Source organism: Metabacillus sp. 22489, from assembly GCF_052044855.1.
Lineage (GTDB): Bacteria > Bacillota > Bacilli > Bacillales > Bacillaceae > Metabacillus > Metabacillus niabensis.
This window is the reverse complement of sequence record NZ_JBQENT010000059.1, coordinates 1-26,863: the sequence shown is the minus strand read 5'-3', so window position 1 is coordinate 26,863 and position 26,863 is coordinate 1. Positions and strand designations below refer to the sequence as shown.

Genomic DNA, 26,863 nt, shown 5'->3' with positions numbered 1-26,863 from the left:
TTCAGTATTATTGTTTCTTGTCATCATTATCCATCACCTCTAAAATATCTATTAATAAATATTTTAAATAAAAAAAGACTGTATGCAAACTCGATTTTATCGAGTTTGTCTACAGTCTGCAAAGAGCGTTACTCGTAACGCTCTTTTCTTTTGCTAAAAAACATGAATACATCTCTTCTATTCGTTCTAATGCATCTAGTCCCCCCTCTTCCGTAACTCCACTTTTTACATTTCTTAATGTAGCAACTAAATAATTCAGAATATCGACCTCATAATTTTTTGCAGTCACCAACTCCATAATTTTACACATAAAAAAGAAAAGCTCTTTCCTTTCCTAGAAAAAGAATAATTAATAGGAAATAGTGGACACTATGGTTGATTATGCCAAGAAAGGTAGAGAAAGGCGGATTAAAATGGATGATTTAGTTATTGCCCGCTCCTTGTTCGGAACAACAATGGGATTTCATATTATCTTTGCAACCTTAGGAGTAGGAATACCATTAATGATTTTATGTGCAGAGATACTTTTTCAAAAAACAAAGGATCCGGATTATGCAATTATGGCAAGGCGGTGGACAAAGGGACAAGCCGTACTACTAGGAGTAGCTATTCCAACAGGTACGATTGCTGGGGTTCAACTTGCTTTATTATGGCCTGGATTTATGGAGGTTATCGGCAAGGTCATGGCCTTACCATTTCAAATTGAAATTTACGCGTTTTTTGTAGAGGCATTGTTTATGTCCATCTATGTATATGCTGCGGACCGTATTTCTCCTAAAATGAGGATTTTCAGTGTTTTCCTCGTTCTTCTTGGTGCAAGTGCATCTGCGGTACTTATTACAAATGTCCATGCCTTTGAAGGAACACCTGCAGGCTTTCGTATCGAAAATGGTGAAATCGTTGATACAGATCCATGGGCTGCATTTTTTAATCCGAGTTTCTTTATTTCTGCAGCACATGTTGCTGTTTCCGCTTATATGACAGGTGCATTTATGATTTGTACTATATCTGCTTTTAAAATGTTAAAAAACCGAAAAAACGAACGTGTTTATTCTTTTCATAAAAAGGCATTAATGCTTAGCCTTGTAATTGGTGGGATATTTTCATTATTAACAGCATTGAACGGACATGAATCGGCACAAATGCTCCATGAATATCAGCCTGAAAAGCTAGCAGCAGCAGAAGGCTTATTTGAAACTCAAGACTACGCACCATTAGCGATTGGTGGCTTTACTGACAAAGAAACCCAAGAAATTAAATATGCTATTGAAATACCTTGGGCCCTTAGCTTTTTAGCTGGCAATAGCTTTAAAACAGAGGTTATCGGTTTAAATGACTTTCCTGAGGAATATTGGCCACCATTATTTATTCATACCCTTTTTAACGGAATGGTTTTAATAGGTAGCTTTTTAATCTTTTTATCAATTGCGGGTTTTTTCTGGAAGAAAATTTTAAAGAAGCCTCGTTTCCCTAAACTCTTTATGTATGCATTCGTAATAGCTGGACCATTGTCGCTTTTATCGATTGAATTTGGTTGGATATTTGCTTGTACCGGTAGACAGCCATGGGTAATTTATAGAGTATTAGCAACGAAAGATGTCGTAACAGGATCAACACAGATAGGCACCCTGTTTATACTCTTTTCCTTGATTTATGTTATTTTAGGTATCGCTGTTTTACTCGTTCTAAAATATTATTTCAAAAGACATCCTGTTGAAAATGAGCTTGATTTGAATACTTAATAAGTATAATTCATAGAAAAGGCGTGTTTAACAATGACAACAGATTCTTTACTCGCAATTACCGTCCTTTGGGGATTTGTGTTTATTTACGCTGTGATGGCCACGATGGATTTTGGTGCAGGCTTTTGGTCAATGATATATATCAATAAAGAAAAGACGAAAGCAACGAATATTGCCAATCGTTATCTCTCACCAACTTGGGAGGTTACTAATGTTTTTATTGTAGCAATCGTCATTGCTCTCGTCAGTTTTTTTCCTGGGGCAACCTTTATTCTTGGTACTGTCCTCCTCGTTCCTGGTAGTTTAATTCTTATTTTATTAGCTCTACGAAGTGGTTTTCTCGTTTTTTCACATGTTGCAAAAGATTATGTAAAGGCACTAACTTATGTTTCAGGAATTTCTGGATTTATTATTCCCGCTTTATTAATGCTCGTACTTCCCATTACACACGGAGGCTATATTGAAGAAGTAAATGGTGTTCACCAGCTTCGTTTTGATGTGTTATTAACAAGTCCAAATATATACGCGTTTATCGGATTTGCAATCAGCAGTACGTTATTTCTCTCCTCTTTATTGCTCGCTGATTATTCAAATGTTGCAGAAGAACCTGATGCTTATCGAGTTTACAGGCGTGATGCTTTAATTACTGGACCGATCTCCTTGCTTATGGGAATTTTAATTATGCTTACATTACGAGTAGAAGCAAATTGGTTATACGTTAAAATGTTAAATGATCTTCCCATTTTAATCGGTTCAGTTATTGCTTATCTCATTGCAGGTTTGGCCTTATTTATTCCATCAGCTAAGCATAAAAAGAGAATTGGTCGACCGAGGTTAGCTGTAATTGCGATTACTATTCAATATTTATTAGCTAGTTATGTGTATGGAAGAGCACACTTACCTTATATGATTTATCCAGATGTAACAATTGAGTCTGGCTTTACACATCCAAATACATTCCGAGCATTATTCATGACGTATATTGTTGGATTTCTCATTCTCTTCCCTGGCTTTTTTTATTTTTGGAAATTGTTTATGAAGGATAAGCGGTATTTAAAACAAAATGAATCGTAATCATTTTTATTACAGATGCTTGGACTTAGTAGTTCAGGCATTTTTGCTGTTTTACAAAATATTAATTATTCTTTAGTTTTGGAATTACAAATTATATCGAGTTTGTTGATAGAAGGAAATTAGCATTATGTATTTCATAAATAGACTTAATTAGAGTACTCCTTCACATTAATTACCCTCATAAAAAAGTCAATCCGTTTGGTTGTTATTTCCCTTTTAATATAGGCTCTTTCAAGGCCATAGTTTCTCAGGTATGAAATGTTTTTTGGTGGAGATAACTAATGTTGTATCTCAAAAACTAAGGAGGGTACAAATATGGCAAAGGATGTATTATGTGAAGTGAGCAATTGCCATTATTGGTCGAAGGGAAATAAGTGTTCAGCTGATGCGATTTACGTTGTTAGCCATACTGGGGAGCAAGCTGAGAGCAGCAAAGAAACTGATTGTAAAACCTTTGAACCTGCCGACGTCTAACTTGCCCTTCATTTAAGAACGAGTAGCTGCAACTACTCGTTCCTTTTTATTATTGATAATCATTTTCATTTTATTCAACTTAATTTACATATTTTATAATTTTTATCACAAACTACTAGTAACCATCACAAAGGGGGAATCAAAGTGAAAGATAGTCTACTCAATTCATTTCGAAATGAAATTAAAAATTCAAGTGAAGAAGAATTTCCAAAATACGTCGACTCTTTTACAAACCTCTGGGACTATGAGTTCGGTTCATTCGAAGACCTCCCATATGATGTAGACAATCTCATCGCAAACCGTGCGATTGAATATGGGCTAATGGAATAATAGAGGAAGAGATAGTTTTAGGGGACAGTCCCCTGGGGACTGTCCCCTAAAACCCTATAATTGCCTCTAACCAAATCTCGAAGACAGCAATTTAACAATATTTTTTTATACTTGGGGACTGTCCCCAAGTAATGGTAAAACTCATTTTTTATGCTATTTTAATTGATGGGGTCAGTCCCTTAGGGACTGACCCCATCATTTGACCCCATCAATTAATTGTTTTCCCCATCAATTGCTGCTTTTTTTACGAAATTTCGTTGTGCACGTTTTTTGGCAAGGTAGCCGTGTTTTGGAGAGAATAAAAAGGCAAGGGTAAATAGTATTCCTGTTGAGGTGGCCATTGCACCTGAAATCGATACATTGAGTAATGTTGCTAGATAATATCCGCTAATGGCAGAGATGACACCAATGCCTGCACTTATAAATAACATTGACAGCAGCTTATCTGTTAATAAGTAAGCTGTAGACGCTGGAACGATAAGCATTGCCACTACTAAAATCGCACCGACACTATCAAAAGAGGCGACAGTAGTAATCGATAACATTCCCATTTGCAAATAATGAAGGAGCAAGACTGGAATTCCAATGGCCACAGCCATTTCTGGGTCAAATGAGCTTATTTTAAATTCCTTATAGCATAAGCTGATAATAAGCAAATTAACAAGAAAGACAAATAACAATAACCAAACAGCTTTTGGACCTAACTCCATCCCATTCCATTCGAATGTATCCCACGGAATAAATGTTATTTCACCCATTAAAGCATGATCGACATCAAGATGTATATTCCCCGCAAATACAGATAAAAGAATAACCCCCACTGCAAAGAGAAAAGTAAACACAACACCTATTGCTGCATCTGCTTGAACACCTTTCCCACTTAATAATTGAACAAAAAGTGCGGTTAATAAGCCAACAACAACTGCACCTATTAAAAGCGAAGGGCCCTCTAAACTTCTACTAACAAGATAGCCACCAACAATCCCTAATAGTACAGTATGTGAAATTGCATCTGCTAGCATAGCCATTTTTCTTAAAATTAAAAAGCAACCTACCATAGAGCATGTAACTGCTACTAAAGAGCCTGTAATTATAATCCATAAATCATAGGTCATGAATCTTTCTCCCTTCGTCTATACTAGAGGATTCTGGGAGTAATAAAGGTGTTCGATCATGTAACTTTAATAAAGAAAGTAACTTTCCCTTTACCTCATTAGACATTAAATGAAGCTGTAGATCATCCTTATTTTTTAACTCGAGTTGGGCAAAATCCATCTCATACATTAAGTACATTTCATACAGTCGTTGATTTATTACTATATTATAAGCTGCTTTTATCCCTTCATTAGAAAGCGACCATTTTTCTTCACACTCTCGTTGAATATACCCTTTCTTTTGAAGGAAATTAAGAGCATAGTTTAGAAGCTTTATAGAGATTTTCCGTTTGCTTTGAAGAGCTTGCACTTCTACTCCATCATAACCACCTTTTTCAGCAAGTTCATAAAAGCTTATAAGGACATGTTCGACTGCTGTTCTTTTTCTTATAGATATTTGTTTCATTGCCTTCGCTAGCAATCCACGTTTTGGGGCAAAAATTAAAGAAAACAAAAACATACATGTAGAAGCAACAATAATTAATGGTCCTGTTGCCATTCCGTTCATAATTGTACTTAGTAAAGTGCCTAATACACCAGAAAAACCACCAATAACACCAGAAATCATAATCATGTGACTAAGTGTATTTGTCCAATAGCGGGCACTAATAGCAGGAGTGATAAGCATGGCTGCCATTAAAACGACTCCAACCGTTTGTAGTCCAATTACAACAGAGCAAACAATCAGCATTAAGAGCAAACCATTGAGAAATTTCGTTGGAAAACCTAGTCCTTTTGCAAATTGAGGGTCAAAGGTTAAAAGTTTAAATTCCTTGTAGAAAATCACAATTAAGACTAATACAATGATGGCAATTATCGTAATGAGTTGAACATCCCCTGCAACCATCGATGCAGCCTTCCCGAAAATAAAATCATCTAAACCACTCTGATTTCCTGCACCATTATGCTGAATATACGTAAGCAAAACAATCCCTAAGCCAAAGAAAACAGAGATGATAATTCCTAATGCTGAATCCTCCTTTATCCTCGAGTGTTGAATAACAAATTGAATGATAAAAGAGGACAATAAGGCGGCAAGTGCAGCACCGACTAAAAACCATAGCAATGATTTTTCCCCATATAGTAAATATGCAATACATACACCTGGCAATGCCGCATGTGCCATCGCATCGCCAATTAAGCTTTGCCTTCGTAATAAAGTAAAGCTCCCAACAACACCACTTGCAAGGCCTAGAAGTATCGTTCCGACTAAAACCCATTGCGTATTTGCATTTTGTAATTGTTGAAATAAACTTTCAATCATGACCTCACCCTCATTTACCCAATATCAATTGATCCTGAAGAAAAGTAAGCCTTCCCCCATATGCTTTTTGTAAGTTTTCAATAGTAAAGGTAGATTTTGTTGGACCAAAAGCTATCTTTCTCATATTCAATAACAATACCCAATCAAAGTATTCTTCAACAGTTTGCAAATCATGGTGAACGACTAATACGGTTTTTCCCATTTCCTTTAATTCATTTAATAAAGCGATAATTGCTTTTTCTGTTGCAGCATCAACCCCAACAAATGGTTCATCCATAAAATAAACATCTGCTTCCTGTGCAAGCGCCCTAGCTAAAAAAACTCGCTGTTGCTGTCCACCTGATAGTTCACTAATTTGTCTGTTTGCAAATTCGAGCATTCCTACCTTTTGGAGACAAGCCTTTGCAAAGTCCTGATCCTTTTTATTCGGTCTTTTAAACCAACCTATATGCCCATACCTGCCCATTAAAACAACATCTAGAGCATTTGTCGGAAAATCCCAATCGACAGTTCCTCGCTGTGGAACATACCCAACCTTTTTTCGTTGTTTTTTGTATATTTCTTCATAGATTCTGACTTCACCTGAAGCTATCGGGATCAAGCCTAATATCCCTTTTATCAAGGTGGATTTCCCCGCACCATTCGGTCCAACAATTCCGATTAATTTCCCTTGAGGAGCCTCAAAGCTAACCTCCTGTAATACAGGCTTTTGATGGTAGGCAATCGTTAAATTTTCTACTCGAACAGGTACCATTTTTTACACCACCTTATTTTAATGAGCTAACAATTGTATCTACATTGTGCTTAAACATTCCGATATATGTTCCTTCTTCAGTTCCCTCTTCTCCCATTGCATCTGAAAATAGTTCGCCTCCAATTACAACTTGATGATTTTTTTCCTTAGCACCTTCGACAACTGCGTTTATAGACTTCTCGGAAATACTGCTTTCAACAAAAACAGCCTTAATATTTCGCTCGACAAGCGTATCTACTAAAGATTGCACATCCTTTAATCCATATTCAGAATCTGTACTTAACCCTTGTAATCCCATCACTTCAAGACCATACGCATTGCCAAAATATTTAAATGCATCATGAGCTGTCACAAGTACCCGACTTTCCGCTGGAATCGATTGAATTTGATCTATAGCATATTGATGCATTTCCTCTAAATCCTTTTTATATGATGTAGCATTTTCAGTAAAAACCTCTTCCTGCTCTGGAGATAACTTTATTAATTCTTGTTTTACTGCTTCAATACCATAAATCCATGCTTCTATATCAAACCAAACATGTGGGTCATATGACTCGGAACCATCATCTGCACTTAACAGCTTTTCTTCAGGAACCGAATCAGCGATAGCAATAACAGCCTTATCCTCAGACATTTTTTCGAAAATCTCATCCATTTTCCCTTCTAAATGAAGGCCATTATAAAAAATAATATCTGCCTGATCTAATTTTTTAATATCTCCTTGTGATGCTTGATAAAGATGTGGGTCAACTCCAGGACCCATCAAAGAAACAACCTCGACCTTATCTCCACCAATATTTTTCACAAGATCGGCTACTTGACCTGTTGTTGTTGTTACTCGAATTGTCTCTTTATTATTGTTATCACCATTCGTCTTTTCGTTTCCACATCCAGCAATAATTAAAACGATGACAAATGCTATTACACTTCCCAACCACTTTTTCATTTTTTCTCCTCCAATTCGTTTCAGAAAATACCTTTTAGAAACCTTTTAAGAGTGAATTGAATCGTAACACCTTTAATGTATGTTGTATATGTAGGTCTCGTGCCACTATTTTAACTTAAATCACATTTTATTTCTTTATCTAAAAAAGTTTCCTTAGTACAAAACTAATGTATTAAACCACAAATGTCAAGAATCTCATTTCGACATATTCAAAAAAGACATACGAAAAAAACCTAGCCAATTGGCTAGGTTCATTATGAGCAGAAAGAGAAACGTTTTACTATTAGTATAAAAGTTTGTCTTTCTCAATCAATATATATAGACTTCTCAGACTTATCAACTAATGAAAAACGACTTTTACTTTTATAAATTCGTTATCTTACTACAAACTGTTAAGCTTTTATAACTGTCTTTGACAGACGATTTTTATTAATAATATCACTTTTCACTTCATACCCTAACCCTGGCTTTTGCAAAACAGGAATCACACCGGATACAGCTTTAATTTCAGGAGAAACAACATCTTCCTCCCAATATTTCGAAGATGAAGAAATATCACCTGGAATTGAGAAATTAGGTAATGAAGCGAGCGCAATATTTTGCGCACGTGATATTCCAGTTTCGATCATTCCTCCACACCAAACTGGAATTTTATGCTGAAAACAAAGGTCATGTATTTTTTTAGATTCAGTTAATCCACCGACACGTCCAGCTTTAATATTAATAATCTGACAGCTGCCAAGCTCAATCGCTTTTCTCGCATCATCAACAGTTATAATACTTTCATCTAAACAAATCGGCGTGTTGATCGCTTCCTGTAGCTTTGCATGATCAATAATATCATCTGCTGCTAAAGGCTGTTCAATCATCATAAGATTAAACTGGTCAAGCTCTTTTAGACGATGAACATCGGCCAAAGTGTACGATGAATTAGCATCAGCCATTAATGGGAGTGTTGGAAAATCCCTTCTAATTTCTTCAATAATTGAGATATCCTGCTTTGGGGAGATTTTTACCTTAAACCGTTTATATCCTTCGTCCACATAGGAACGTATTTGCTCAGACATTTCTTTAATCGAAGACATACCAATTACAACACCGGATTCAATTTTCGTCTTTTTACCACCTAATGCATGTGATAAAGAAACATTCTGCCTTTTGGCATAAAGATCCCAAATTGCTCCATCAATTGATGCTTTTGCCATATTGTTACGTTTATAAGGGGAAAATAGCTGTTGAAGCTCTTCAGGATGGGCAATAGACTGATTCAGAATCAACGGAATAAATAAATCCTTTAGTAAATGAAACGCTGTCGTAATCGTTTCCTCGGTATACCAAGGAGTTGAAAATGCAACAACTTCCCCCCATCCAGTTTGTCCCTCTTGATCTGTCAACTCAACAAGAATGCTCTCTCTATCAATAACATGGCCAATGCTTGAATAGAATGGTGATTTTAATCGTTGAGTAATATGATGTAACGTTACTTGTTTAATTTTCAACATCATGATTATCCTTTATAAGATCTTTTAATTTTCGTCGCAACAGCTTATTTGAAGCATTTCTCGGTAGCTCATCCACAATTGTATAATACTTCGGTACCTTATAGGCTGCCAATTTTTCTTGACAGAAGGCTCTAATCTCATCAATTTCCACACTTTCCTTTAAAACGACAAATGCATGTGGGGACTGTCCCCATTTTTCATCATTTACACCAATCACGCCTGCATCACTTATATTTGGATGTGTTAATAAAACTGATTCGATTTGGGCGGGATATACATTTTCTCCACCCGAAATAATAAGGTCTGAGCGGCGATCTAGCACATATAAAAATCCATCTTCATCAACATATCCTTGGTCACCTGTTTGTAACCACCCATTCTTTATTGCCTTATCTGTTGCTTCCTCTTTCTTCCAATATCCTTTCGTAATCGTCGGTCCCTTTACAAAGATTTCCCCCTCTTCATTCGGTTGACATTCTTGGCCATTTTTCATGATTTTTATTTGATTTAAAAATAAAGGTTTACCTGCTGAGCCTATTTTCACTAGGCTATCTTCTGGCGTAAGTGTTACAACTTGTGAAGCCGTCTCTGTCATCCCATATGATTGATAAACTGGTATCCCTTTTTCCTGACACTCCAGTAAATATTTCTCTGGTACTGGTCCTCCACCTACAAGCATGCAACGAAAACTCTCTGGATATCTTTCTTTTTCTAATTGCTCGATCATTTGCTTTAACATTGTTGTGACAACAGATACAATCGTAACCCCATCACGCATAATCGCCTGATTCATTTTGGCAGCATCAAACCGTTCATGCAAAACAACCCCAATTCCATAAATAACACTTCTCATTAATATTGATAAACCACTAATATGAAATAGGGGAACAGAAAGTAGCCAACGATCATTCACTTGTAAACCCAAATTTAATGCAGAGCTTATCGCACTTGACCAATGGTTTCCATACGTTTGCATGACACCTTTTGGATTTCCTGTTGTTCCTGAAGTATACATAATTGTTGCCACTTTATCATGATAAAAACTCACTTGACTAAGACTAGGTAAAATTTCTTCTACATGATGAATAAATAAGTCTTCACAAACAATTGTCTTATAAACTTTAACATTCTTTTGAAATTCCCGGTTACAAATGATATATTCTGCTTCTACATCATCAATTTGCCAAGCAAGCTCTTGCTCTGAAAGACGAACATTAAGCATTACCGCCACGGCACCTAATGCAATAACAGCATGAATCGTTTCTATCATTTCCACACTATTCCTCATCAAAATCGCAATATGCTGGTTTTCTCTTATCCCATGCTTTGAAAGAATAGTAGCTCGCTGCTGAACTCTTTTATACAACTGCTCGAATGTTACTTCTTCATTATTTGCTTTAATAGCTAGACGCTTTGGCGTTAATTCTGCCCGTTGCTTTAACAAGTTAGGCATTTCTTGATTCATTTATCTCACCACCACAAAAATTCCTTTAGATGATAAAAACAGCTTGATGATCGATCTCATCAAGCTGAATGTTATCTTAAATTCATTTATTAAGGGAAACGAGGGAACTGCTTAAAGTCAGGGTTACGTTTCTCCTTGAATGCATCTCGGCCTTCTTTCGCTTCATCTGTTGTGTAATATAACAACGTTGCATCTCCAGCAAATTGTTGGATTCCAGCAAGACCATCTGTGTCAGCATTAAATGCAGCTTTTAAGAAACGAATCGCAGTTGGACTCTTTTCAAGAATTTCTTCACACCATTTTACAGTTTCTTCTTCTAACTGTTCTAAAGGCACAACTGTGTTTACTAATCCCATGTCTAATGCTTCCTGGGCATTATATTGTCGGCAAAGATACCAAATTTCACGAGCCTTCTTATGTCCAACAATACGTGCTAGATAGCCTGAACCATATCCAGCATCAAAGCTTCCGACTTTTGGACCAGTTTGTCCAAAAATAGCATTGTCCGCAGCAATTGTTAAATCGCAAACGATATGTAATACATGACCACCACCGATTGCATATCCAGCAACCATTGCAATAACTGGTTTCGGTATTACACGAATTAAACGCTGTAAATCAAGAACATTTAAGCGAGGAATTTGGTCATCTCCAACATATCCACCATGTCCTCGAACCTTTTGGTCCCCACCAGAACAGAATGCTTTTCCACCTTCACCAGTTAAGATGATAACACCAATATTTGCATCATCACGTGCATATGCAAATGCATCAATTAATTCCATTACTGTCTTTGGAGTAAATGCATTATGTACATGTGGACGGTTAATTGAGATTTTTGCAATTCCATTATATGTTTGATAAATGATTTCTTCATATTGACGCTCAGTAACCCATTCAATTGCCATATAAAAGCCTCCTAATGTTGTTCGTTTTTTAAAAACTCACTTACTATTTTACCAAAGATTCGCGGTTGTTCCACATGAATTGCATGACCTGTATCGTTTATTTCTTTTAAAGTCGAAATAGGAAGAAGCTTATTCATCTCCTTGGCAATCCCACAAAACTTTTCATCTAATTGTCCACATATTAAAAGAGTAGGCACTTTTACTGTTTGTAACTTATTCCACCAAGTAGGCTGTGCACCAGTTCCAGTGCCGATTAAGCTATTAGCTAAGCCGATGGAGCTATTTTTATGTCGTTGCTCACGTAGCCATAGCTGTTGAGCTTCCGGTAAGCGACGTTGTGACGAAAACAAAGGGATTTGCTCCCATTTCCTAACAAAGCTTTCAATCCCATTGGAAATGATTTCATTCGCAAGATTTTCATCAGCTCTTACCCTCATTAACCGCTCCTCCATTGTTCTCAATCCTGGAGAGCTGCTTTCTAAAATAAGTTTTTCAACATAATTTGGATATAGAACCGCAAAAGATAAGGCAATCCTTCCACCCATTGAATACCCAAGAATATTAACTTTTTCAAACTTTAATTGAATAACTATTTCTCGTAAATCCTCAACGATTTCTTCCACTTTATATCTTGAAGGATCATTTGGCTTATCAGTCAGACCATGACCAATCATATCAATTCTAATGACTCTATAATCTGTTAGAAACGGTAGTATATGCTGCCAGTTTTCTGAAGAGCCTGTAAAACCATGAATGAGTATCAGCGGTTCCCCATCTGATAGTGAATCTTCGATATGATAATGAATACCTCTAACCTTCATAGTTCTTCAACACACTTCTTATTTCCCGGGAAACAATTTCTAACAAATCTCGATGAACTTTGACACGAGTCGATCGATCCGTTGGTATTTCTATCACTTGTAATCCTTTTTTTGTTTGACTTTCAAGTAGAGAAACACGAAAATCCTCCCATGACTCTGTTTTTATGTAGTGGCCATGGTACATATTAACTACTTTAGAAAAGTCTAAGCCAATTGGAGTCCCATATAATGTTTCAAAATGTTTCTCTTCCTTTGATTGAGGCAAAAATGAAAAAATCCCACCACCATCATTATTAATTAATAAGATAACAATATTAAGCTGATTCATTTTAGCTGCTAGTAACCCATTTAAATCATGGTAGAACGATAAATCACCTATCAATAAATAAGTTGGGTTGGTCTGTTCAACACTAATACCTAACGCAGTCGACACAACACCATCAATACCACTTGCACCTCGATTAGCAAATAGTTTAATGTCCTTATCAGTATGTCCAAAAAAAGTATCAACATCGCGAATTGGCATACTATTTCCAACTACTAGATTACTTTCACTCGGCAAGTAAGTTTGTAGCTCTTTGACAACTTTTCCCTCAAACATTTCTGTTGTTTGTTGTAGCTCTTCATCGATTCTCTTCCAAAATATATGATTAGCTTCATGCCATGCTTGATAGTAAGCATTTATAGGCTTTTGTTCAATTTTATTTATTAGTTCCTTACAAAAGATTACCTCATCACATGTAATAAAGTATGAAGCATTTAAGGTCGGGTCGCGATAAACACCACTATTATCAACAACAATTTGAATTATATCAGGGTTATTTTTCAGCATTTGCATAATTGGTTTTGAAACTGGCATCGCTCCAAATCGAATGACTACCGTAGGCTTCAGTACCTTCTGAATTTCACTGTCTCTTAAGAGAGAATCATAGCTTTCCACCACAAAATGAGGATTGAATTTTCCAGCCCGAAGTTGTGAGAGTGGATCAGCTAATATAGGAAATTTCAAATGATTCGCTAGAGCTAGAATTTCACTTGCGATATTGTCATTTTCATGCTCTCCACAAATAATGACCCCATTTGAATGGCGATTTAACAAATGAGAAATGGAATCCAGCTCTTCATTTGAAATAAGAGAATTAGATTTTGCCATATGTAAATATGTCCCGCGATTATCTAGTTTCGTCCATAAATCTGGAAGACTTGTATTTGGAACTAACGGTTCTCTAAATGGAAAATTCAAATGAACGACACCAGCTGGATTCGCTGTTGCTGTTCCAACTGCTCTAGCTGCAATAGTTTTCGCATAGCGAAACATAGATTGGTTTTCTTCTGGTAATGCCAGATCGACAAACCACTTTGCATAATTCCGGTACATGTGCAATTGATCAATTGCCTGTGGTGCACCTACATCACGTAATTCATGTGGGCGGTCAGCTGTTAGTACAACTAACGGAACCCTTGCATAATGCGCTTCAACAATGGCTGGATAATAATTTGCTGCAGCAGTTCCAGAAGTACATAGCAATGCAACAGGCTTATTTTGCGACTTGGCAATACCAAGTGCAAAAAAGCCTGCTGATCTCTCATCAATATTTATATAACAAGTTAAACTAGGATGCTCAGCCATTAAAATTGCTAAAGGAGTTGAACGTGATCCAGGACTTATGACCACTTTTTCTACACCAGAACTGACAAGCTCCTCTACAAAGCTTGCAACATAACGTGTAAATGAATCAGCATCCATCATACTCTTTCCCTCCTAAAGCAGATAACATTGGCTTTAATTTCATTTTTGTTTCGAGATATTCTGATTCAGGTTGAGAATCCTTGACAATTCCACAACCTGCAAATAATGCTGCTCGATTTTTTTCAACTAATCCAGACCGGATAGCGACGACAAATTCGCCATTATCCTCATGATCAAACCACCCAATTGGCGCAGCATACCATCCGCGATGCATCGGCTCCAAAGCCCTTATCTTTTCTAGTGCTTTTTCTTTCGGATATCCACCTAACGCAGGTGTTGGGTGTAATCTAGCTACCATTGATAGTAAGGAATGACCTTCTTTAGCAAACCCTCTAACAGGTGTATATAAATGCTGGATATTTTTCGTTTTCAAAACTTGCGGATTTGCTGGCACATTTAAATCATAACAGCAGCTTTCCAAAGCTTCTTTAATCATCTTAACAACAATATAATGCTCATGTAAATTTTTATCATCACTTAATAACTGTTCACCATAATATTTATCCTCGTAGCTTGTACTACCTCTATTAATTGACCCTGCTAAACATGTAGATAAAACTTGGTTCTCCTCTTTCTTCACCAATCGCTCTGGTGTAGCACCTAAAAATTGCTGTAGTCCATTCTCAAAGCAAAAGACAAAACTAGTTGGCTGTTCCAGTTGTAAACGTCCTATCACTTCATAGGAATTAATATTATTCGTGAATTCTAAATGGACCTCTCGAGCTAATACAACCTTATCTATTTCATTTGCTCGAATATCCTCTGTTGCTTGCTGTACTGCCTCAACCCACTCTGCTGTTTTTAATTCGATTGAAGCGAATTCGTTACCTTTTTCACAATCTATATGAAATGGAATGACATTCAACTGTTCAGTATACTTTTCGAAATGCTTAACACATACTTCTAGTTGGTCATTCGGTGAAATAAGCTTATTGATCGTTAAAAACGTTCTGTTATCCTTTACAGTTAACATTCTTGTAGGTAACACAAATTTGGCTTCTGAAAACGAATTCCATAACGGACCTTTTTCTTTCAATGGATCAAATGAAAAGCCACCAAATAGTAATGGGCCAGTACCAATTAACCGCTCATGAGAAATGACAGTCTTTGTAATTTGTTTCCACTGTGTTTCGATCTTCTGAAATCGTTCATATGATTGATTATTATTTTCGAGCACAAGCTCATTTCCTAATCCAACCAATGTATAATTCTCTTTTGGTGTAGACCAAAAGAAACGCTCTCCTAAACTTAAGCTTTCACCAGAAGTGTAGAAATGGAGGGGGTTGATTGCATCCACTTCTTTTACTGCACTTACGATTACCGATTGATTCGTTCGCCTTGCTTCTTCTAATGAATGTATGATTTTTTCTCTTATTGTATGATCCAAAGTTGTTAACAAATGCTTATCCCCCCGACACCGAAAATAGCTTATATAAAGATACACCTACTTTAAAAGGTGTGTCAAATAGAATAGATTGTTTCGTTATTTTTGCATGCTATTCTTATTATATATCTTCATCTTCAGGATTAAAATGAAAAGGTAAAAAACATGCAAACATTTTATAGGTATAAATGGTAATAATAAGTTTAATGTTTGATTTTTTCATTTAATATCGAAGCACTATGTGTATTTTGTAATTTTTTTCATTCATGTTTCCCTAAAAAACTGATCATAATAGGGATAGAACTAATTTAGGAAGGAGCGTGGATGGCATGCTAAGTTCACAACAAGTAGAGTCCTTCCGTTCACAGCTTGAAGAAATGAAGGATGAAATTAAACAACGTATGGACATGACAGCACATTTTGGATTAGAGGCTGGTCATTTTCATGAATCAGTTGGTGATCTTTCCAGTTATGACAACCACCCAGCTGATGAAGCAACAGAACTTTATGAACGAGAAAAAGACATTGCTTTAAATGAACATATTGAGGAAGAATTAAACGATATAAACCGAGCTCTGAAAGCAATTGAAAATGGAACATATGGTAAGTGCCAAGTCTGCGGAATAGAAATCCCTATAGATAGACTTGATGCAATCCCAACTACAACGACATGTATTAACCATGCTCCAGAGGAGGTTGTATCCCATAATCGGCCAATTGAAGAAGGTGTATTAATGCCTCCTTTCGGAAAATTTAATTATGATGATAAAGATGAAGATGTTGCGTTTGATGCTGAGGATGCCTATCAAATTGTAAACAGCTTTGGTTCTTCTGAAACACCTTCTGACTTATCCTATCCTAAAGACCATTATAATGACGTCTACATGGATTCAGAGGAGCCAGAAGGTTATGTAGAAGATTATGAAAACTTTATTGGTACTGATATTGAAGGTAAAAACATCACAGTCTATCCATCTACACAGCATGAGAAATATGAAGAGGAGCTTGATGAAGAGGGTATAATGACAATGTTTGGAGATTTACCTGGCTATGAAAAGGATCCATATACTGAAAGAGACGCTGACTAAGTAAATGCCATCTTTAAAAGATGGCGTTTTTTATGGAACCATTAGTTAAAGTCAGAAACAGCCAAAAGTAAAATAAAACCAATAAATTTTCTTCTCTATTAGGGAGAAACCCTGTAAAATAAGGATGATATATTTATATGTATACATACCTGAGGGGGAAACAAATATGAACGCACATGAAATTGATTATGAACTGCATGGAGACGATATGCAATGTGTTGAAATTGAACTAGACCCAAATGAAAGCGTCATCGCTGAAGCCGGCGGTATGATGATGATGGAAGATGGCATAGACATGGAAACAATTTTCGGTGACGATAGTGGTCAAAAAGGGTTTCTTAGTAAGCTAGTTGGAGCAGGGAAGCGAGTACTAACGGGCGAAAGCTTATTCATGACTGTTTTTACAAATAAAGGTGTTGGGAAAAAACGTGTTTCCTTTGCAGCACCATATCCTGGTAAAATCATTCCGGTTGACTTAAGCAGTCTTGGTGGAAAAGTAATTTGTCAAAAGGATTCATTTTTATGTGCTGCAAAAGGAGTATCAGTTGGAATAGATTTTCAGAAGAAATTAGGAACAGGCTTTTTTGGTGGAGAAGGCTTCATCATGCAGAAGCTTGAAGGTGATGGTCTAGCATTTTTACATGCTGGAGGCACGATTATTCGAAAAGATCTACAGCCCGGTGAAAAACTTAGAATCGATACTGGTTGTCTTGTCGCATTGACAAAAGATGTAGATTATAATATTGAATTTGTTGGTAAAGTAAAATCAGCCTTCTTCGGAGGTGAAGGATTATTCTTTGCTACCGTACAAGGACCAGGAACTGTTTGGATTCAAACCTTACCATTTAGTCGTCTTGCAGACCGTGTGATTGCAAGTGCCCCTTCAGCAGGAGGAGATAGTCGTGGTGAAGGTAGTATTTTAGGCGGTATAGGTCGATTATTAGATGGTGATCGATAAAAAGGAGAAAACTATTAGGTTATTACAATGTAATATTCCGCTATAATCACAGCAATTCACCTTTGTTAATGTAAAAAGGAAAGAAGGATTTCTACGTCCCCTTTCCTTTTTATTATTGCTTAGGAGCTATTTCTGATTACTTTGAAGAACAGGTGTTATATTCCAAATTTCCTCTGCATACTGCTGAATCGTTCGATCACTAGAAAATAATCCAGAATGAGAAATATTGACTAATGCCTTTTTTAGCCAGGTTACTCTATCCTGATAAGCAATTCCCACTTTTTCCTGTACATCAATGTAAGAAGCGAAATCCCGTAAAACAAAATATTGATCATTTTGTACTAGCAACGAGTCTGCTATCGATTCGAATTCTCCTTCATCTTCATTGAAAAAACCATTTGTTAATTGGTCTACAACTTGGCGAATTCGTTGGTCATGATGATAATATTCCATTGAGCGATAGCGACCATTTTCCTCGTATTTCAAAACCTCATCAGCCGTCAACCCGAAGGTAAAGATATAGTCAGCGCCAATCTCCTCCATCATTTCAATATTCGCTCCGTCTAACGTACCGACTGTTAAGGCACCGTTCATCATAAACTTCATATTTCCAGTTCCCGATGCCTCTTTGCTAGCAGTTGATATTTGTTCACTTACATCTGCAGCAGGAAAAATATCCTCAGCTAATGAAACTCGATAATTTTCCATAAAGACAACTTTGATAACCTGAGAAACCCTCGGGTCATTATTTACCTTTTCTGCTAGGGAATGAATTAGCTTAATCACTTTTTTTGCATAGTAATATGTTGGTGACGCCTTGGCACCAAAAATAAATGTTCGTGGCTGAATGAAATAGTTTGGATCCTCCTTTAGCCGATTATATAGATACATAATGTGAAGGACATTTAATAATTGACGTTTATATGCATGCAATCTTTTAACCTGAACATCAAAAATGGAATCAACATCTACCTTAATACCATTCTTTTCAGCTATTTTCTTTGCTAAAATTTCTTTTCGCTTTCGTTTTACATTTGCAAATTGTTCAATTAATAAAGGGTCATCAACATGATTTCTTAATTCGATTAACTTCTCTGGCTGCTTCACCCATTCGTTTCCGATACTATTAGTAATTAATGCTGTTAATTGAGGGTTAGCCTTTAATAGCCATCTGCGGTGTGAAATTCCATTCGTTTTATTATTAAATTTCCAAGGATAAAATTCATAAAATGATTTCATTTCTCTATTCTTTAATATATTTGAATGAATTTTCGCCACTCCATTAATACTGCTGCTCCCTACGATTGAAAGGTGTGCCATTTTCACTAAACCGTGGGCAATGATCGCCATATGCTCAATTCGTTCCCATTCTCCAGGATACCGCTCCCATAGTTCTGCACAAAACCGTTCATTAATTTCCTCTATTATCATATAAATTCTAGGCAATAAGGGTTTAAATAGATGAACAGGCCACTTCTCCAATGCCTCTGAGAGAATCGTATGATTTGTATAAGAAACAGTATGACTCGTTACCTCCCAAGCCTCCTCCCAGCTAAATCCTTCTACATCTATTAATATTCTCATTAATTCAGGTATCGCCATTGCAGGATGGGTATCATTTATATGAATCGCTACATAATGATGAAGCTCTCTTAAATTTGATCTTTCCTTTTTATACGAAGCTATAATGCTTTGAATACTAGAAGAAACGAGAAAATACTGCTGCTTCAACCGTAAAATTTTCCCATGATCATGTGTATCATCCGGATATAAAAAATCAGTAATTGCTTCTGTTTCCCGTTTGTAGGATAAAATATCTTGGTCTGGACCAAATGCAGCTAGTTCTGCATTCCATAGTCTTAATGTATTAACAGTGTCTACCTGGTATCCAACAACAGGCATATCATATGGAACTGCTAAAACCTTCTCTGCATCAACATGTTTAAAGGTAAGAATATTGTTCGTATAATTTGTTTCAATTCTTCCCCAAAATGATATTTCAACCGCTTCCTCAGGCTTACGAACTTCCCAAACATTCCCATGACGTAACCATTGTTCTGGTAATTCCACCTGATAGCCGTCAACAATTTTTTGATCAAATAATCCATGCTTATATCTAATACAATATCCATGCCCTGGTAAATTCAATGTTGCTAACGAATCCAAAAAGCATGCTGCTAATCTCCCTAATCCTCCGTTCCCTAAGGCAGGGTCTGATTCACATTCTTCAATTTCACTTAATGAAATATGTAAATCCTTCAATCCTTCTTCAACAACATCCTTTATTTGCAAGTTTAATAAATTCTGACCTAATAAACGTCCTAGTAAAAACTCAATTGATAAATAATACACTTGTTTTTTATTATCTGCTCTGTATAATTCCTTTGTCTCAATCCATTTTGAACTAATATATTCTCTAACCATATTCCCTAACGTATGATATTGATCACGCTTTGTCGACTGTTCAAAGCCCTTTCCACACATGCTTTCTAATCTTTTTAAAAAGAATTCTTTAAACTCGTCTTTGTTAGAGAACACGTTTTTCCCTCCTAGTGATGAGTTCAGTATACAGCTCGTTATACATTTTTGCAGATTGCCTCCAGCTATAATCATGCTCCATAGCTCGTTTAATTAATTGCTGCCATATTTCCTTCTGATGGTAAAACTCAACTGCTCGATAAGTGGTATGTAGCATATCATGTGCATTGAAGTTTCTAAACGTAAAGCCGTTACCTTCTTCTGTATCCTCACGATAGGAAAACACAGTATCATTTAATCCTCCTGTCTCTCTAACTATTGGAATCGTGCCATATCTTAACGCAATGAGTTGACCTAACCCGCAAGGCTCAAACTTAGAAGGCATTAAAAACATATCCGCTCCTGCATATATCCGATGTGCAAGCCCTTCATCAAAGCCAATATAAGCTTTAAATTTTTTAGGATAAAGCCATTCCATATGTGCGAAGAAATCCTCGAACTCTTTATCACCAGTACCTAGGACAATCATTTGAACATCCCGACTCAAAATTTCATGAAGAACACGTTTAATTAAATCTAAGCCTTTTTGCTTCGTTAACCGAGTTACCATTGAGATAAGGGGTGTATCTACTTTGATTGGTAACCCAAATTCAGTTTGTAAACTAGCTTTATTAACAGCTTTTTTCTTAATTGAATCAATATTATATTGTTCCTCAATCTCCTCGTCTGTTTCTGGGTTATATATTCTTTCGTCTATTCCATTAAGAATCCCAACAAGCTTAGCAGAATTTGAGCGTAATAGCCCATCAAGACGCTCTCCATAATAAGGAGTTTGGATTTCTTCTTTATAAGTCGGACTTACTGTCGTAATCATGTCAGAGCTTTCAATTGCAGCCTTCATAAAACTGACATTTCCATAAAATTCAACGAACTTAAACTTCTCCTCATCGGTATTAAGAAGATCACTCAATATTCCGAATGGGAAGATTCCTTGGAATTGTAAATTATGAATTGTAAAAACAGTTTTCACCTTTTGATAAAACGGCTTTTTCGCATATTCCTCTTTCAAAAGAAAACTAATCATCCCTGTATGCCAATCATGTGAATGAATAATATCTGGCTTGAAGTCAATTACTGGTAAAGTATCTAATACCCCTCTACAAAAAAAAGAAAACCGCTCTGCATCATCATAATGCCCATATAAAGAATCACGATAAAAATAATACTCATGATCAAGAAAATAATAAGTCAATCCTTCATATTCCAGCATTTCGACTCCACAATATTGCTGTCGCCAGCCAACTGATACAGTCAGTTCGTCTATTTTCACCATTTGTTCCCGAATATTCTCTGGGATACAGCTATATTTTGGAAGGATTATCTTTACATTTGCTCCTAGCTTCTTTAATTCCTTTGGTAAGGCACCTGCTACATCGGCTAAACCACCTGACTTAACAAATGGTACACATTCAGAAACAGCAAATAAAACATTCACGACTTCATCATCGCTCCTTGGATTGTTCTTTTTCTTAATACTTGTGGAAGCAGGGCTGAACCTTTCACAGTCGTTCTATCTAACACCTGTACATCCTTATCAGCAATCATATTCTCTAATGTACAATCCATTCCGATTTGTGAATGCTGCATAATTACACTGTTTTTAATAACCGTCCCTCTTCCGATATGTACTCCACGAAAAATAATACTATTCTCGACTACTCCTTCAATTGTACAGCCATTTCCAATTAAAGAGTTTTTCACCATTGCATGTTTTCCATACTTTGTTGGCGGCTCATCCTTAGCCTTTGTTAAAATTGGCCGATGCTTCAAAAAGATTTCATTCCAAATCGTTGGCTTCAAAATTTCCATACTGTGCTTATAATAACTACTTATTGAATCAATCACAGCAACATATCCTGAAAATTCATAATCGCATATGAGGAGATTATCTGGATTTTCACTAACAACCTCTGCTAATGTGTTAGCCTTAATTCTTTCTTTATTCTCAATTAGGTCAATAAGTAGCTTCGTTGACATGATATACATTTGTAAAGACTTACCATCTTTTTTCACTTCCGTAATATCACAGCGATTTTGAAGATGACGGTTAAGTACCTCCTCATAATCAATATTACAAACTGTATAACAATTCGTAATCAACGCATATTCTTGCGTGCTTCTCAAAAAGAAATCTATATGATCCGAAAACTGACGGAAGGATCCAAATTCATCGTACTCATTATGTAAATGAGGAGATGGGAAAAAGAACAAACCATCCTTCTTTCGGTTTAAATCCCACTGTTTACCTGATCCTAAATGATCCATTAATGAGCGGTATTGATACTTCGGAAAAATAGCAACACTATGAATTTGTGAATTAACCATATTCGATAGAACGAAATCAATGAGGCGATAACGCCCAGCAATCGGGATTGCAGCTAAAGAGCGATGTGCTGTTAAATCCTCTATCTTTTCTTTATAAGCAGTTGCATCTATAATTCCTAGCATTTTCTTATTCATTTCTGCCTCCCTATAATGGTTAATGGCTGGAACTATTATATCTACAGTTCCAACCATTTAGTTCTCATTCAACTTTGTCAACATTGCTTTTCATTTCATTTATTAAAACGGTATATACCCTATTTCTCAATCGTTATTGATCAATTTCATTCATGATCAAATTATTAAATTTTAAATTATTTGGCTATCAATGACTGTTGAAATTTCTTCAACATATTCCTCTGTTACAAGTAATATTTCTTCAGAATTTGTATCTGGACAAATAACCGTCCCATTTGGAATTACAACTCCACTAGGAATGATTGCATTTTCGATATAAGCATTTTCCCCAATCACAGCATCAGGCATAATTACTGAATTTTTTACAATTGTTTTCTTACCGATTGTTACTCCTTGGAATAATACAGAATGATGAATATTTCCCTGCACAACACATCCATCGTTAATTAATGATTCTGATACAATTGCTTCATTTCCTATAAATTGTGGGGGATGATTTGAATTAACCGTGTAAATTTTCCAATTCTGGTCAAATAAATTTAAATCTGGATGATCTTTTAATAAATCCATATTCGCTTCCCAAAGGCTTTTAACCGTTCCGACATCCTTCCAATAGCCTTTAAACGGATATGCAACAACATGACGTTTTTCCTCTAATAATAATGGGATAATATCTTTACCGAAATCATGACTAGAATACTCATTTTTCTCATCTGCTTCTAAATATTTCTGAAGCACTGACCACTTAAATATATATATCCCCATTGATGCTAAATTGCTTTTTGGTTGAGAAGGCTTCTCTGCAAATTCAACGACATTCATCTTTTCATCAGTATTCATAATTCCAAATCTACTAGCTTCCTCCCATGGAACTTCTATAACAGATATCGAAACATCTGCATTTTTATGAATATGGTAATCTAGCATCTTTGAGTAATCCATTTTATAAATATGATCCCCGGACAAAATCAAAACATATTCTGGGTCATATTGGTTAATGTAATTAATATTATGATAGATGGCACTTGCTGTTCCTTGATACCATTTCATCTCAGACGATTCTGTATAAGGAGGTAGAACGGTAACTCCACCGTGTTTACGGTCTAAATCCCATACGCTTCCAATTCCAATATAAGAATTTAAAACAAGTGGTTGATATTGGGTTAACACCCCTACAGTATCTATATCTGAATTCGTACAATTGCTTAAAGTAAAGTCAATAATTCGATACTTTCCTCCGAAAGGAACAGCTGGTTTTGCAATATTTTTTGTAAGTGAACTTAATCTACTTCCCTTACCCCCTGCTAGTAACATTGCGACGCACTTTTTTCCCATTTGCTTTCTCCCCTCTTTTTTTAACTGCACGGAAAACAACAATTCCGTATGGTGGAACCGTCACCGAGAGATGGAATGGTTTCCCATGCATTTCTCCCTCTGCTGCCTTAATATTTCTTTTATTTACCTGATTTGAACCACCGTACCTCGCATCATCACTATTAAGGACTTCAACATACTCCGTCTCAAGTGGTACACCAATTTTATAATCGTGATAAACAATAGGTTTAAAATTACATATAATGACGAGTAAATCATTTTCCTTTTTTCCTTTTCGAATAAAGGAAAAAATACTTTGTTCAAGATTATTTACATCAATCCATTCAAAGCCGCTCTCTACATGATCCAGCTCAAAAAGTGCCTTTTGTTTACGATATAATTGCATTAACTCTTTATAATAAGTGCGTATTTTACTATGCATCTCATAATCATCTAAAAACCAATCTAACTGCTCTAAATCCTTCCACTCATCAAATTGTCCAAACTCACCCCCCATAAATAATAGCTTCTTTCCAGGATGAGTTATCATATACCCATACAACAAACGTAATTGAGCAAACTTTTGCCAATAATCACCAGGCATTTTATTTAGCAAAGATTTCTTTCCGTGCACAACTTCATCATGTGAGAATGGTAAGATGAAATTTTCCGAAAATGCATATAAAAGGGAGAATGTTACTTTATGGTGGAAATTATGTCGTTGCTCTGGAGAAGTCTCCATATAGGTCAAAATGTCATTCATCCAACCCATATTCCATTTATAGTTAAAGCCAAGACCACCTGACGAGGTAGGAGCAGTTACCATTGGCCAATCAGTTGAATCCTCAGCAATCATTAAAATATCTGGGTCTCTTGCAAAAACTGCTTCATTAAGCTTTTTCAGGAACTGAACAGCATGATGATTTTCAACAAGTTCATTTGAATTTGGCCAATACAGCATATTGGCAACAGCATCAACACGAAAACCATCAATATGAAAATACTCTACCCAAAAAATAGCGTTAGAAATAAGAAAGCTTTGCACCTCTGGTTTTCCTAAATCAAAATTTGCGGTACCCCATTCATAATTTTCTCGATCCTTTTCATGGTAATATTCAAAAGTTGGTTCACCATCAAACATATATAAACCATGGGCATCTTTACAGAAATGGCCTGGAACCCAATCGATAACAACCCCTATATCTGCTTCATGACATTCATTAACAAAATTCATAAATTCGTGTGGTGTCCCAAAACGACTAGTAACTGAATAATAACCAGTACCTTGATACCCCCAAGATCGATCATATGGATGCTCAATAATTGGTAATAATTCAATATGGGTAAATCCATGTTCAATTACATAAGGAATTAATTCCTTTGCTAACTCTGAATAACTTAGTAAGTCTCCATTTTCCTTAACCTTCCATGAACCAAGATGAACTTCATATATGGAAATCGGATTATCATAAGGCTGCTTCCTCCGCTTTCTTCGTCTCCATTTTTGATCACTCCATTTATATCCGGAAAGATCATAGATAATCGACGCAGAATTTGGTCTAATCTCAGAATAAAATGCATAAGGATCTGCTTTTAAAATTGAAGTGCCAGTTTTTGTAATGATTTCATACTTATACAATTCACCTACACCTAAATTAGCTATAAAAAGAGTCCATATCCCCTCCTCATTCATTCGTTCCATTTGATGGTTTTCTCCATTCCAGGAATTAAAATTCCCAACTACACTAACTTGATTTGCATGTGGTGCCCATACACAGAAGTTTGTTCCAACGATACCATTACGCTCCTGAATATGAGCTCCAAAAAATCCATAGCTTTCAAAACACTGTCCTTCGTGAAACAAATGAATGTCAAAGTCTGTTGGACAAATGAGAGTCACCTTGGTCACCCTTTCTCTTAATATCTCTATGCTAAACATTCAAGACTTACAAATAGATCCCTCCAATGAAAACGGTACTATTTAACGACAGAAACCAACAAATGAGAAATAAGCTATAGAAAAAGTTATTCTTTTAAAATTTATAAAATAATGTGACCTTTGAAATTTTATTGGTAGAAACAACCCATGTATAAAGAGATCGATTGCAATAAAAGAAAATAATGATTTAATTAAAATTTCAATAAAACGTTATATTCCATTGATTTATAGACTGTAACAAATTATTTTCAAATATCATTTCATTCGACGTTTTGTAGGATTTTGTTGAAAAAATTTTCAATCTTATTTGGGGAAATGATTAATTTTTAGAACAGATGCTAACTAAAAATGCAGTTATAGGTGAGGAGTACTTTAAAATAAAGTATATTTAAATAAAAAAACACAAAATATAAAGAATCTGATTACTTATTTTATTACTTAAATAAGAAAAAGCTGTCAACTTAAGAATTACTTAATTGATTAAAAAAGAAATAAATATGTTTTCAAAACGTTTTTCTGCATATTTAGCTTGAGATTATGATGAAATAGAAAATGTGAGAGAATTACATAGCTTCAAGTTATATTCTTGATATTACAACAAAAGGAAACATGAGTATGTTCATATTAATAGACTAATTAAATCAATAATACTAATAATAAGTGTTCCCATCAAATGATAGAAATTTAAAATCTAGTTTATCATCTTTGCTTTATTGAACTATATGGAAAGATGAATCTCATTTCATATCATATTAAGAGGATGTGAGAGAGCTTTTGTTCATTAATACTAGAACTGTAGAATTTTTGAGTAAATGGAAATTTAATAGGGGCAACTTTAACGTAGCTTATGAAAGACAAAATAAAAAACACTACATATTTGGAGGCCACTGAAAAACTTACGTTTTTTAATTTTATTTCAAGATCGTAAACGAAAAAGGCGACTATCCGTTCATTTTTTGGACGGATAGTCGCCTTTCTTTATAGACTTTTTCACTTTA

22 protein-coding genes are annotated in these 26,863 nt (G+C 35.7%); 6 read left to right on the top strand and 16 right to left on the bottom strand.

What is annotated here, in order from left to right:
• Nucleotides 1-109: 109 nt before the first annotated feature.
• Entirely contained in the window at nucleotides 110-289 is a 180-nt protein-coding gene (locus ACTJJ9_RS23580) for a hypothetical protein (protein ID WP_440768924.1), read from the bottom strand.
• 124 nt (nucleotides 290-413) lie between these two features.
• On the opposite strand from ACTJJ9_RS23580, the gene ACTJJ9_RS23575 reads away from it, so the two are divergent.
• The 4 genes from ACTJJ9_RS23575 to ACTJJ9_RS23560 all read left to right on the top strand — a co-directional run bounded on the left by ACTJJ9_RS23575 (nucleotide 414) and on the right by ACTJJ9_RS23560 (nucleotide 3,620).
• A complete protein-coding gene (locus tag ACTJJ9_RS23575) occupies nucleotides 414-1,742 on the top strand; it encodes a cytochrome ubiquinol oxidase subunit I (RefSeq protein ID WP_095302418.1) in 1,329 nt (442 codons plus the stop codon).
• 33 nt (nucleotides 1,743-1,775) lie between these two features.
• Nucleotides 1,776-2,816, top strand: coding sequence for a cytochrome d ubiquinol oxidase subunit II (locus ACTJJ9_RS23570; RefSeq protein ID WP_095302419.1), 1,041 nt, complete (start codon nucleotides 1,776-1,778; stop codon nucleotides 2,814-2,816).
• A gap of 315 nt (nucleotides 2,817-3,131) precedes the next feature.
• Nucleotides 3,132-3,290 carry a DUF1540 domain-containing protein gene (locus ACTJJ9_RS23565; RefSeq protein WP_145581763.1) on the top strand — a complete coding sequence of 53 codons (159 nt, stop codon included), beginning with the start codon at nucleotides 3,132-3,134 and terminating at the stop codon, nucleotides 3,288-3,290.
• 144 nt (nucleotides 3,291-3,434) lie between these two features.
• Nucleotides 3,435-3,620: a hypothetical protein gene (locus ACTJJ9_RS23560; RefSeq protein WP_255451869.1), complete on the top strand. Its 186-nt coding sequence runs from the start codon at nucleotides 3,435-3,437 to the stop codon at nucleotides 3,618-3,620.
• A gap of 212 nt (nucleotides 3,621-3,832) precedes the next feature.
• Here the strand turns inward: ACTJJ9_RS23560 and ACTJJ9_RS23555 are convergent, their stop codons facing one another.
• The 10 genes from ACTJJ9_RS23555 to ACTJJ9_RS23510 form a co-directional block, all read right to left on the bottom strand.
• Complete coding sequence (locus tag ACTJJ9_RS23555) at nucleotides 3,833-4,735, bottom strand: metal ABC transporter permease (RefSeq protein ID WP_440768923.1); 903 nt, start codon at nucleotides 4,733-4,735, stop codon at nucleotides 3,833-3,835.
• Nucleotides 4,725-6,038 carry an iron chelate uptake ABC transporter family permease subunit gene (locus tag ACTJJ9_RS23550; RefSeq protein WP_440768922.1) on the bottom strand — a complete coding sequence of 438 codons (1,314 nt, stop codon included), beginning with the start codon at nucleotides 6,036-6,038 and terminating at the stop codon, nucleotides 4,725-4,727. Before ACTJJ9_RS23550 ends, ACTJJ9_RS23555 begins: the two co-directional genes overlap by 11 nt.
• 10 nt (nucleotides 6,039-6,048) lie before the next feature.
• On the bottom strand, nucleotides 6,049-6,792 hold the full coding sequence (locus tag ACTJJ9_RS23545; protein ID WP_095302424.1) for a metal ABC transporter ATP-binding protein: 744 nt from the start codon (nucleotides 6,790-6,792) through the stop codon (nucleotides 6,049-6,051).
• A gap of 13 nt (nucleotides 6,793-6,805) precedes the next feature.
• Entirely contained in the window at nucleotides 6,806-7,738 is a 933-nt protein-coding gene (locus tag ACTJJ9_RS23540) for a metal ABC transporter solute-binding protein, Zn/Mn family (RefSeq protein ID WP_095302425.1), read from the bottom strand.
• Nucleotides 7,739-8,130: 392 nt separating this feature from the next.
• Complete coding sequence (menC, locus tag ACTJJ9_RS23535; RefSeq protein WP_095302426.1) at nucleotides 8,131-9,240, bottom strand: o-succinylbenzoate synthase; 1,110 nt, start codon at nucleotides 9,238-9,240, stop codon at nucleotides 8,131-8,133.
• Entirely contained in the window at nucleotides 9,227-10,705 is a 1,479-nt protein-coding gene (locus ACTJJ9_RS23530; protein WP_440768921.1) for an o-succinylbenzoate--CoA ligase, read from the bottom strand. The genes menC and ACTJJ9_RS23530 overlap by 14 nt, the downstream gene beginning before the upstream one ends.
• 89 nt (nucleotides 10,706-10,794) lie before the next feature.
• Nucleotides 10,795-11,613, bottom strand: coding sequence for a 1,4-dihydroxy-2-naphthoyl-CoA synthase (gene menB, locus ACTJJ9_RS23525; protein ID WP_095302428.1), 819 nt, complete (start codon nucleotides 11,611-11,613; stop codon nucleotides 10,795-10,797).
• 11 nt (nucleotides 11,614-11,624) lie between these two features.
• The gene (gene menH / locus ACTJJ9_RS23520; protein WP_145581770.1) at nucleotides 11,625-12,434 is read right to left on the bottom strand and encodes a 2-succinyl-6-hydroxy-2,4-cyclohexadiene-1-carboxylate synthase; all 810 of its coding nucleotides are present in this window, start codon (nucleotides 12,432-12,434) and stop codon (nucleotides 11,625-11,627) included.
• Nucleotides 12,424-14,184: a 2-succinyl-5-enolpyruvyl-6-hydroxy-3-cyclohexene-1-carboxylic-acid synthase gene (gene menD / locus ACTJJ9_RS23515; RefSeq protein ID WP_440768920.1), complete on the bottom strand. Its 1,761-nt coding sequence runs from the start codon at nucleotides 14,182-14,184 to the stop codon at nucleotides 12,424-12,426. Before menD ends, menH begins: the two co-directional genes overlap by 11 nt.
• Nucleotides 14,171-15,583: an isochorismate synthase gene (locus ACTJJ9_RS23510; RefSeq protein WP_095302431.1), complete on the bottom strand. Its 1,413-nt coding sequence runs from the start codon at nucleotides 15,581-15,583 to the stop codon at nucleotides 14,171-14,173. Before ACTJJ9_RS23510 ends, menD begins: the two co-directional genes overlap by 14 nt.
• 314 nt (nucleotides 15,584-15,897) lie before the next feature.
• Here ACTJJ9_RS23510 and ACTJJ9_RS23505 point away from each other — a divergent pair, with 314 nt between their 5' ends.
• Nucleotides 15,898-16,656, top strand: coding sequence for a yteA family sporulation protein (locus ACTJJ9_RS23505; RefSeq protein WP_095302437.1), 759 nt, complete (start codon nucleotides 15,898-15,900; stop codon nucleotides 16,654-16,656).
• A gap of 166 nt (nucleotides 16,657-16,822) precedes the next feature.
• Nucleotides 16,823-17,614 (top strand): TIGR00266 family protein, encoded by a 792-nt coding sequence (locus ACTJJ9_RS23500; RefSeq protein WP_095302432.1) that lies wholly within the window; start codon nucleotides 16,823-16,825, stop codon nucleotides 17,612-17,614.
• Nucleotides 17,615-17,740: 126 nt separating this feature from the next.
• On the opposite strand, the gene ACTJJ9_RS23495 is transcribed toward ACTJJ9_RS23500, so the two are convergent.
• From ACTJJ9_RS23495 to glgB, 5 genes are all read right to left on the bottom strand, one after another.
• Nucleotides 17,741-20,152 carry a glycogen/starch/alpha-glucan phosphorylase gene (locus ACTJJ9_RS23495; RefSeq protein ID WP_095302433.1) on the bottom strand — a complete coding sequence of 804 codons (2,412 nt, stop codon included), beginning with the start codon at nucleotides 20,150-20,152 and terminating at the stop codon, nucleotides 17,741-17,743.
• Nucleotides 20,142-21,587, bottom strand: a complete 1,446-nt coding sequence (gene glgA, locus ACTJJ9_RS23490) for a glycogen synthase GlgA (RefSeq protein ID WP_095302434.1) — start codon at nucleotides 21,585-21,587, stop codon at nucleotides 20,142-20,144. The genes ACTJJ9_RS23495 and glgA overlap by 11 nt, the downstream gene beginning before the upstream one ends.
• A complete protein-coding gene (locus tag ACTJJ9_RS23485; protein WP_095302438.1) occupies nucleotides 21,584-22,612 on the bottom strand; it encodes a sugar phosphate nucleotidyltransferase in 1,029 nt (342 codons plus the stop codon). The genes glgA and ACTJJ9_RS23485 overlap by 4 nt, the downstream gene beginning before the upstream one ends.
• A gap of 171 nt (nucleotides 22,613-22,783) precedes the next feature.
• Nucleotides 22,784-23,947, bottom strand: coding sequence for a glucose-1-phosphate adenylyltransferase (locus ACTJJ9_RS23480; RefSeq protein WP_095302435.1), 1,164 nt, complete (start codon nucleotides 23,945-23,947; stop codon nucleotides 22,784-22,786).
• Nucleotides 23,907-25,826 (bottom strand): 1,4-alpha-glucan branching enzyme, encoded by a 1,920-nt coding sequence (gene glgB, locus ACTJJ9_RS23475; RefSeq protein ID WP_440768919.1) that lies wholly within the window; start codon nucleotides 25,824-25,826, stop codon nucleotides 23,907-23,909. The genes ACTJJ9_RS23480 and glgB overlap by 41 nt, the downstream gene beginning before the upstream one ends.
• Nucleotides 25,827-26,863: the final 1,037 nt, after the last annotated feature.

Excerpts from the sequence above, each read along its gene's own strand:
- ACTJJ9_RS23505 (WP_095302437.1), top strand. The coding sequence starts at position 15,898 with ATGCTAAGTTCACAACAAGTAGAGTCCTTCCGTTCACAGCTTGAAGAA.
- menC (WP_095302426.1), bottom strand. The coding sequence starts at position 9,240 with ATGTTGAAAATTAAACAAGTAACGTTACATCATATTACTCAACGATTA.
- menB (WP_095302428.1), bottom strand. The coding sequence starts at position 11,613 with ATGGCAATTGAATGGGTTACTGAGCGTCAATATGAAGAAATCATTTAT.
- ACTJJ9_RS23570 (WP_095302419.1), top strand. The coding sequence starts at position 1,776 with ATGACAACAGATTCTTTACTCGCAATTACCGTCCTTTGGGGATTTGTG.
- ACTJJ9_RS23480 (WP_095302435.1), bottom strand. The coding sequence starts at position 23,947 with ATGGGAAAAAAGTGCGTCGCAATGTTACTAGCAGGGGGTAAGGGAAGT.
- ACTJJ9_RS23575 (WP_095302418.1), top strand. The coding sequence starts at position 414 with ATGGATGATTTAGTTATTGCCCGCTCCTTGTTCGGAACAACAATGGGA.
- ACTJJ9_RS23555 (WP_440768923.1), bottom strand. The coding sequence starts at position 4,735 with ATGACCTATGATTTATGGATTATAATTACAGGCTCTTTAGTAGCAGTT.
- ACTJJ9_RS23545 (WP_095302424.1), bottom strand. The coding sequence starts at position 6,792 with ATGGTACCTGTTCGAGTAGAAAATTTAACGATTGCCTACCATCAAAAG.
- ACTJJ9_RS23540 (WP_095302425.1), bottom strand. The coding sequence starts at position 7,738 with ATGAAAAAGTGGTTGGGAAGTGTAATAGCATTTGTCATCGTTTTAATT.
- ACTJJ9_RS23485 (WP_095302438.1), bottom strand. The coding sequence starts at position 22,612 with ATGAATAAGAAAATGCTAGGAATTATAGATGCAACTGCTTATAAAGAA.
- ACTJJ9_RS23530 (WP_440768921.1), bottom strand. The coding sequence starts at position 10,705 with ATGAATCAAGAAATGCCTAACTTGTTAAAGCAACGGGCAGAATTAACG.
- ACTJJ9_RS23500 (WP_095302432.1), top strand. The coding sequence starts at position 16,823 with ATGAACGCACATGAAATTGATTATGAACTGCATGGAGACGATATGCAA.
- menH (WP_145581770.1), bottom strand. The coding sequence starts at position 12,434 with ATGAAGGTTAGAGGTATTCATTATCATATCGAAGATTCACTATCAGAT.
- ACTJJ9_RS23550 (WP_440768922.1), bottom strand. The coding sequence starts at position 6,038 with ATGATTGAAAGTTTATTTCAACAATTACAAAATGCAAATACGCAATGG.
- ACTJJ9_RS23565 (WP_145581763.1), top strand. The coding sequence starts at position 3,132 with ATGGCAAAGGATGTATTATGTGAAGTGAGCAATTGCCATTATTGGTCG.
- menD (WP_440768920.1), bottom strand. The coding sequence starts at position 14,184 with ATGATGGATGCTGATTCATTTACACGTTATGTTGCAAGCTTTGTAGAG.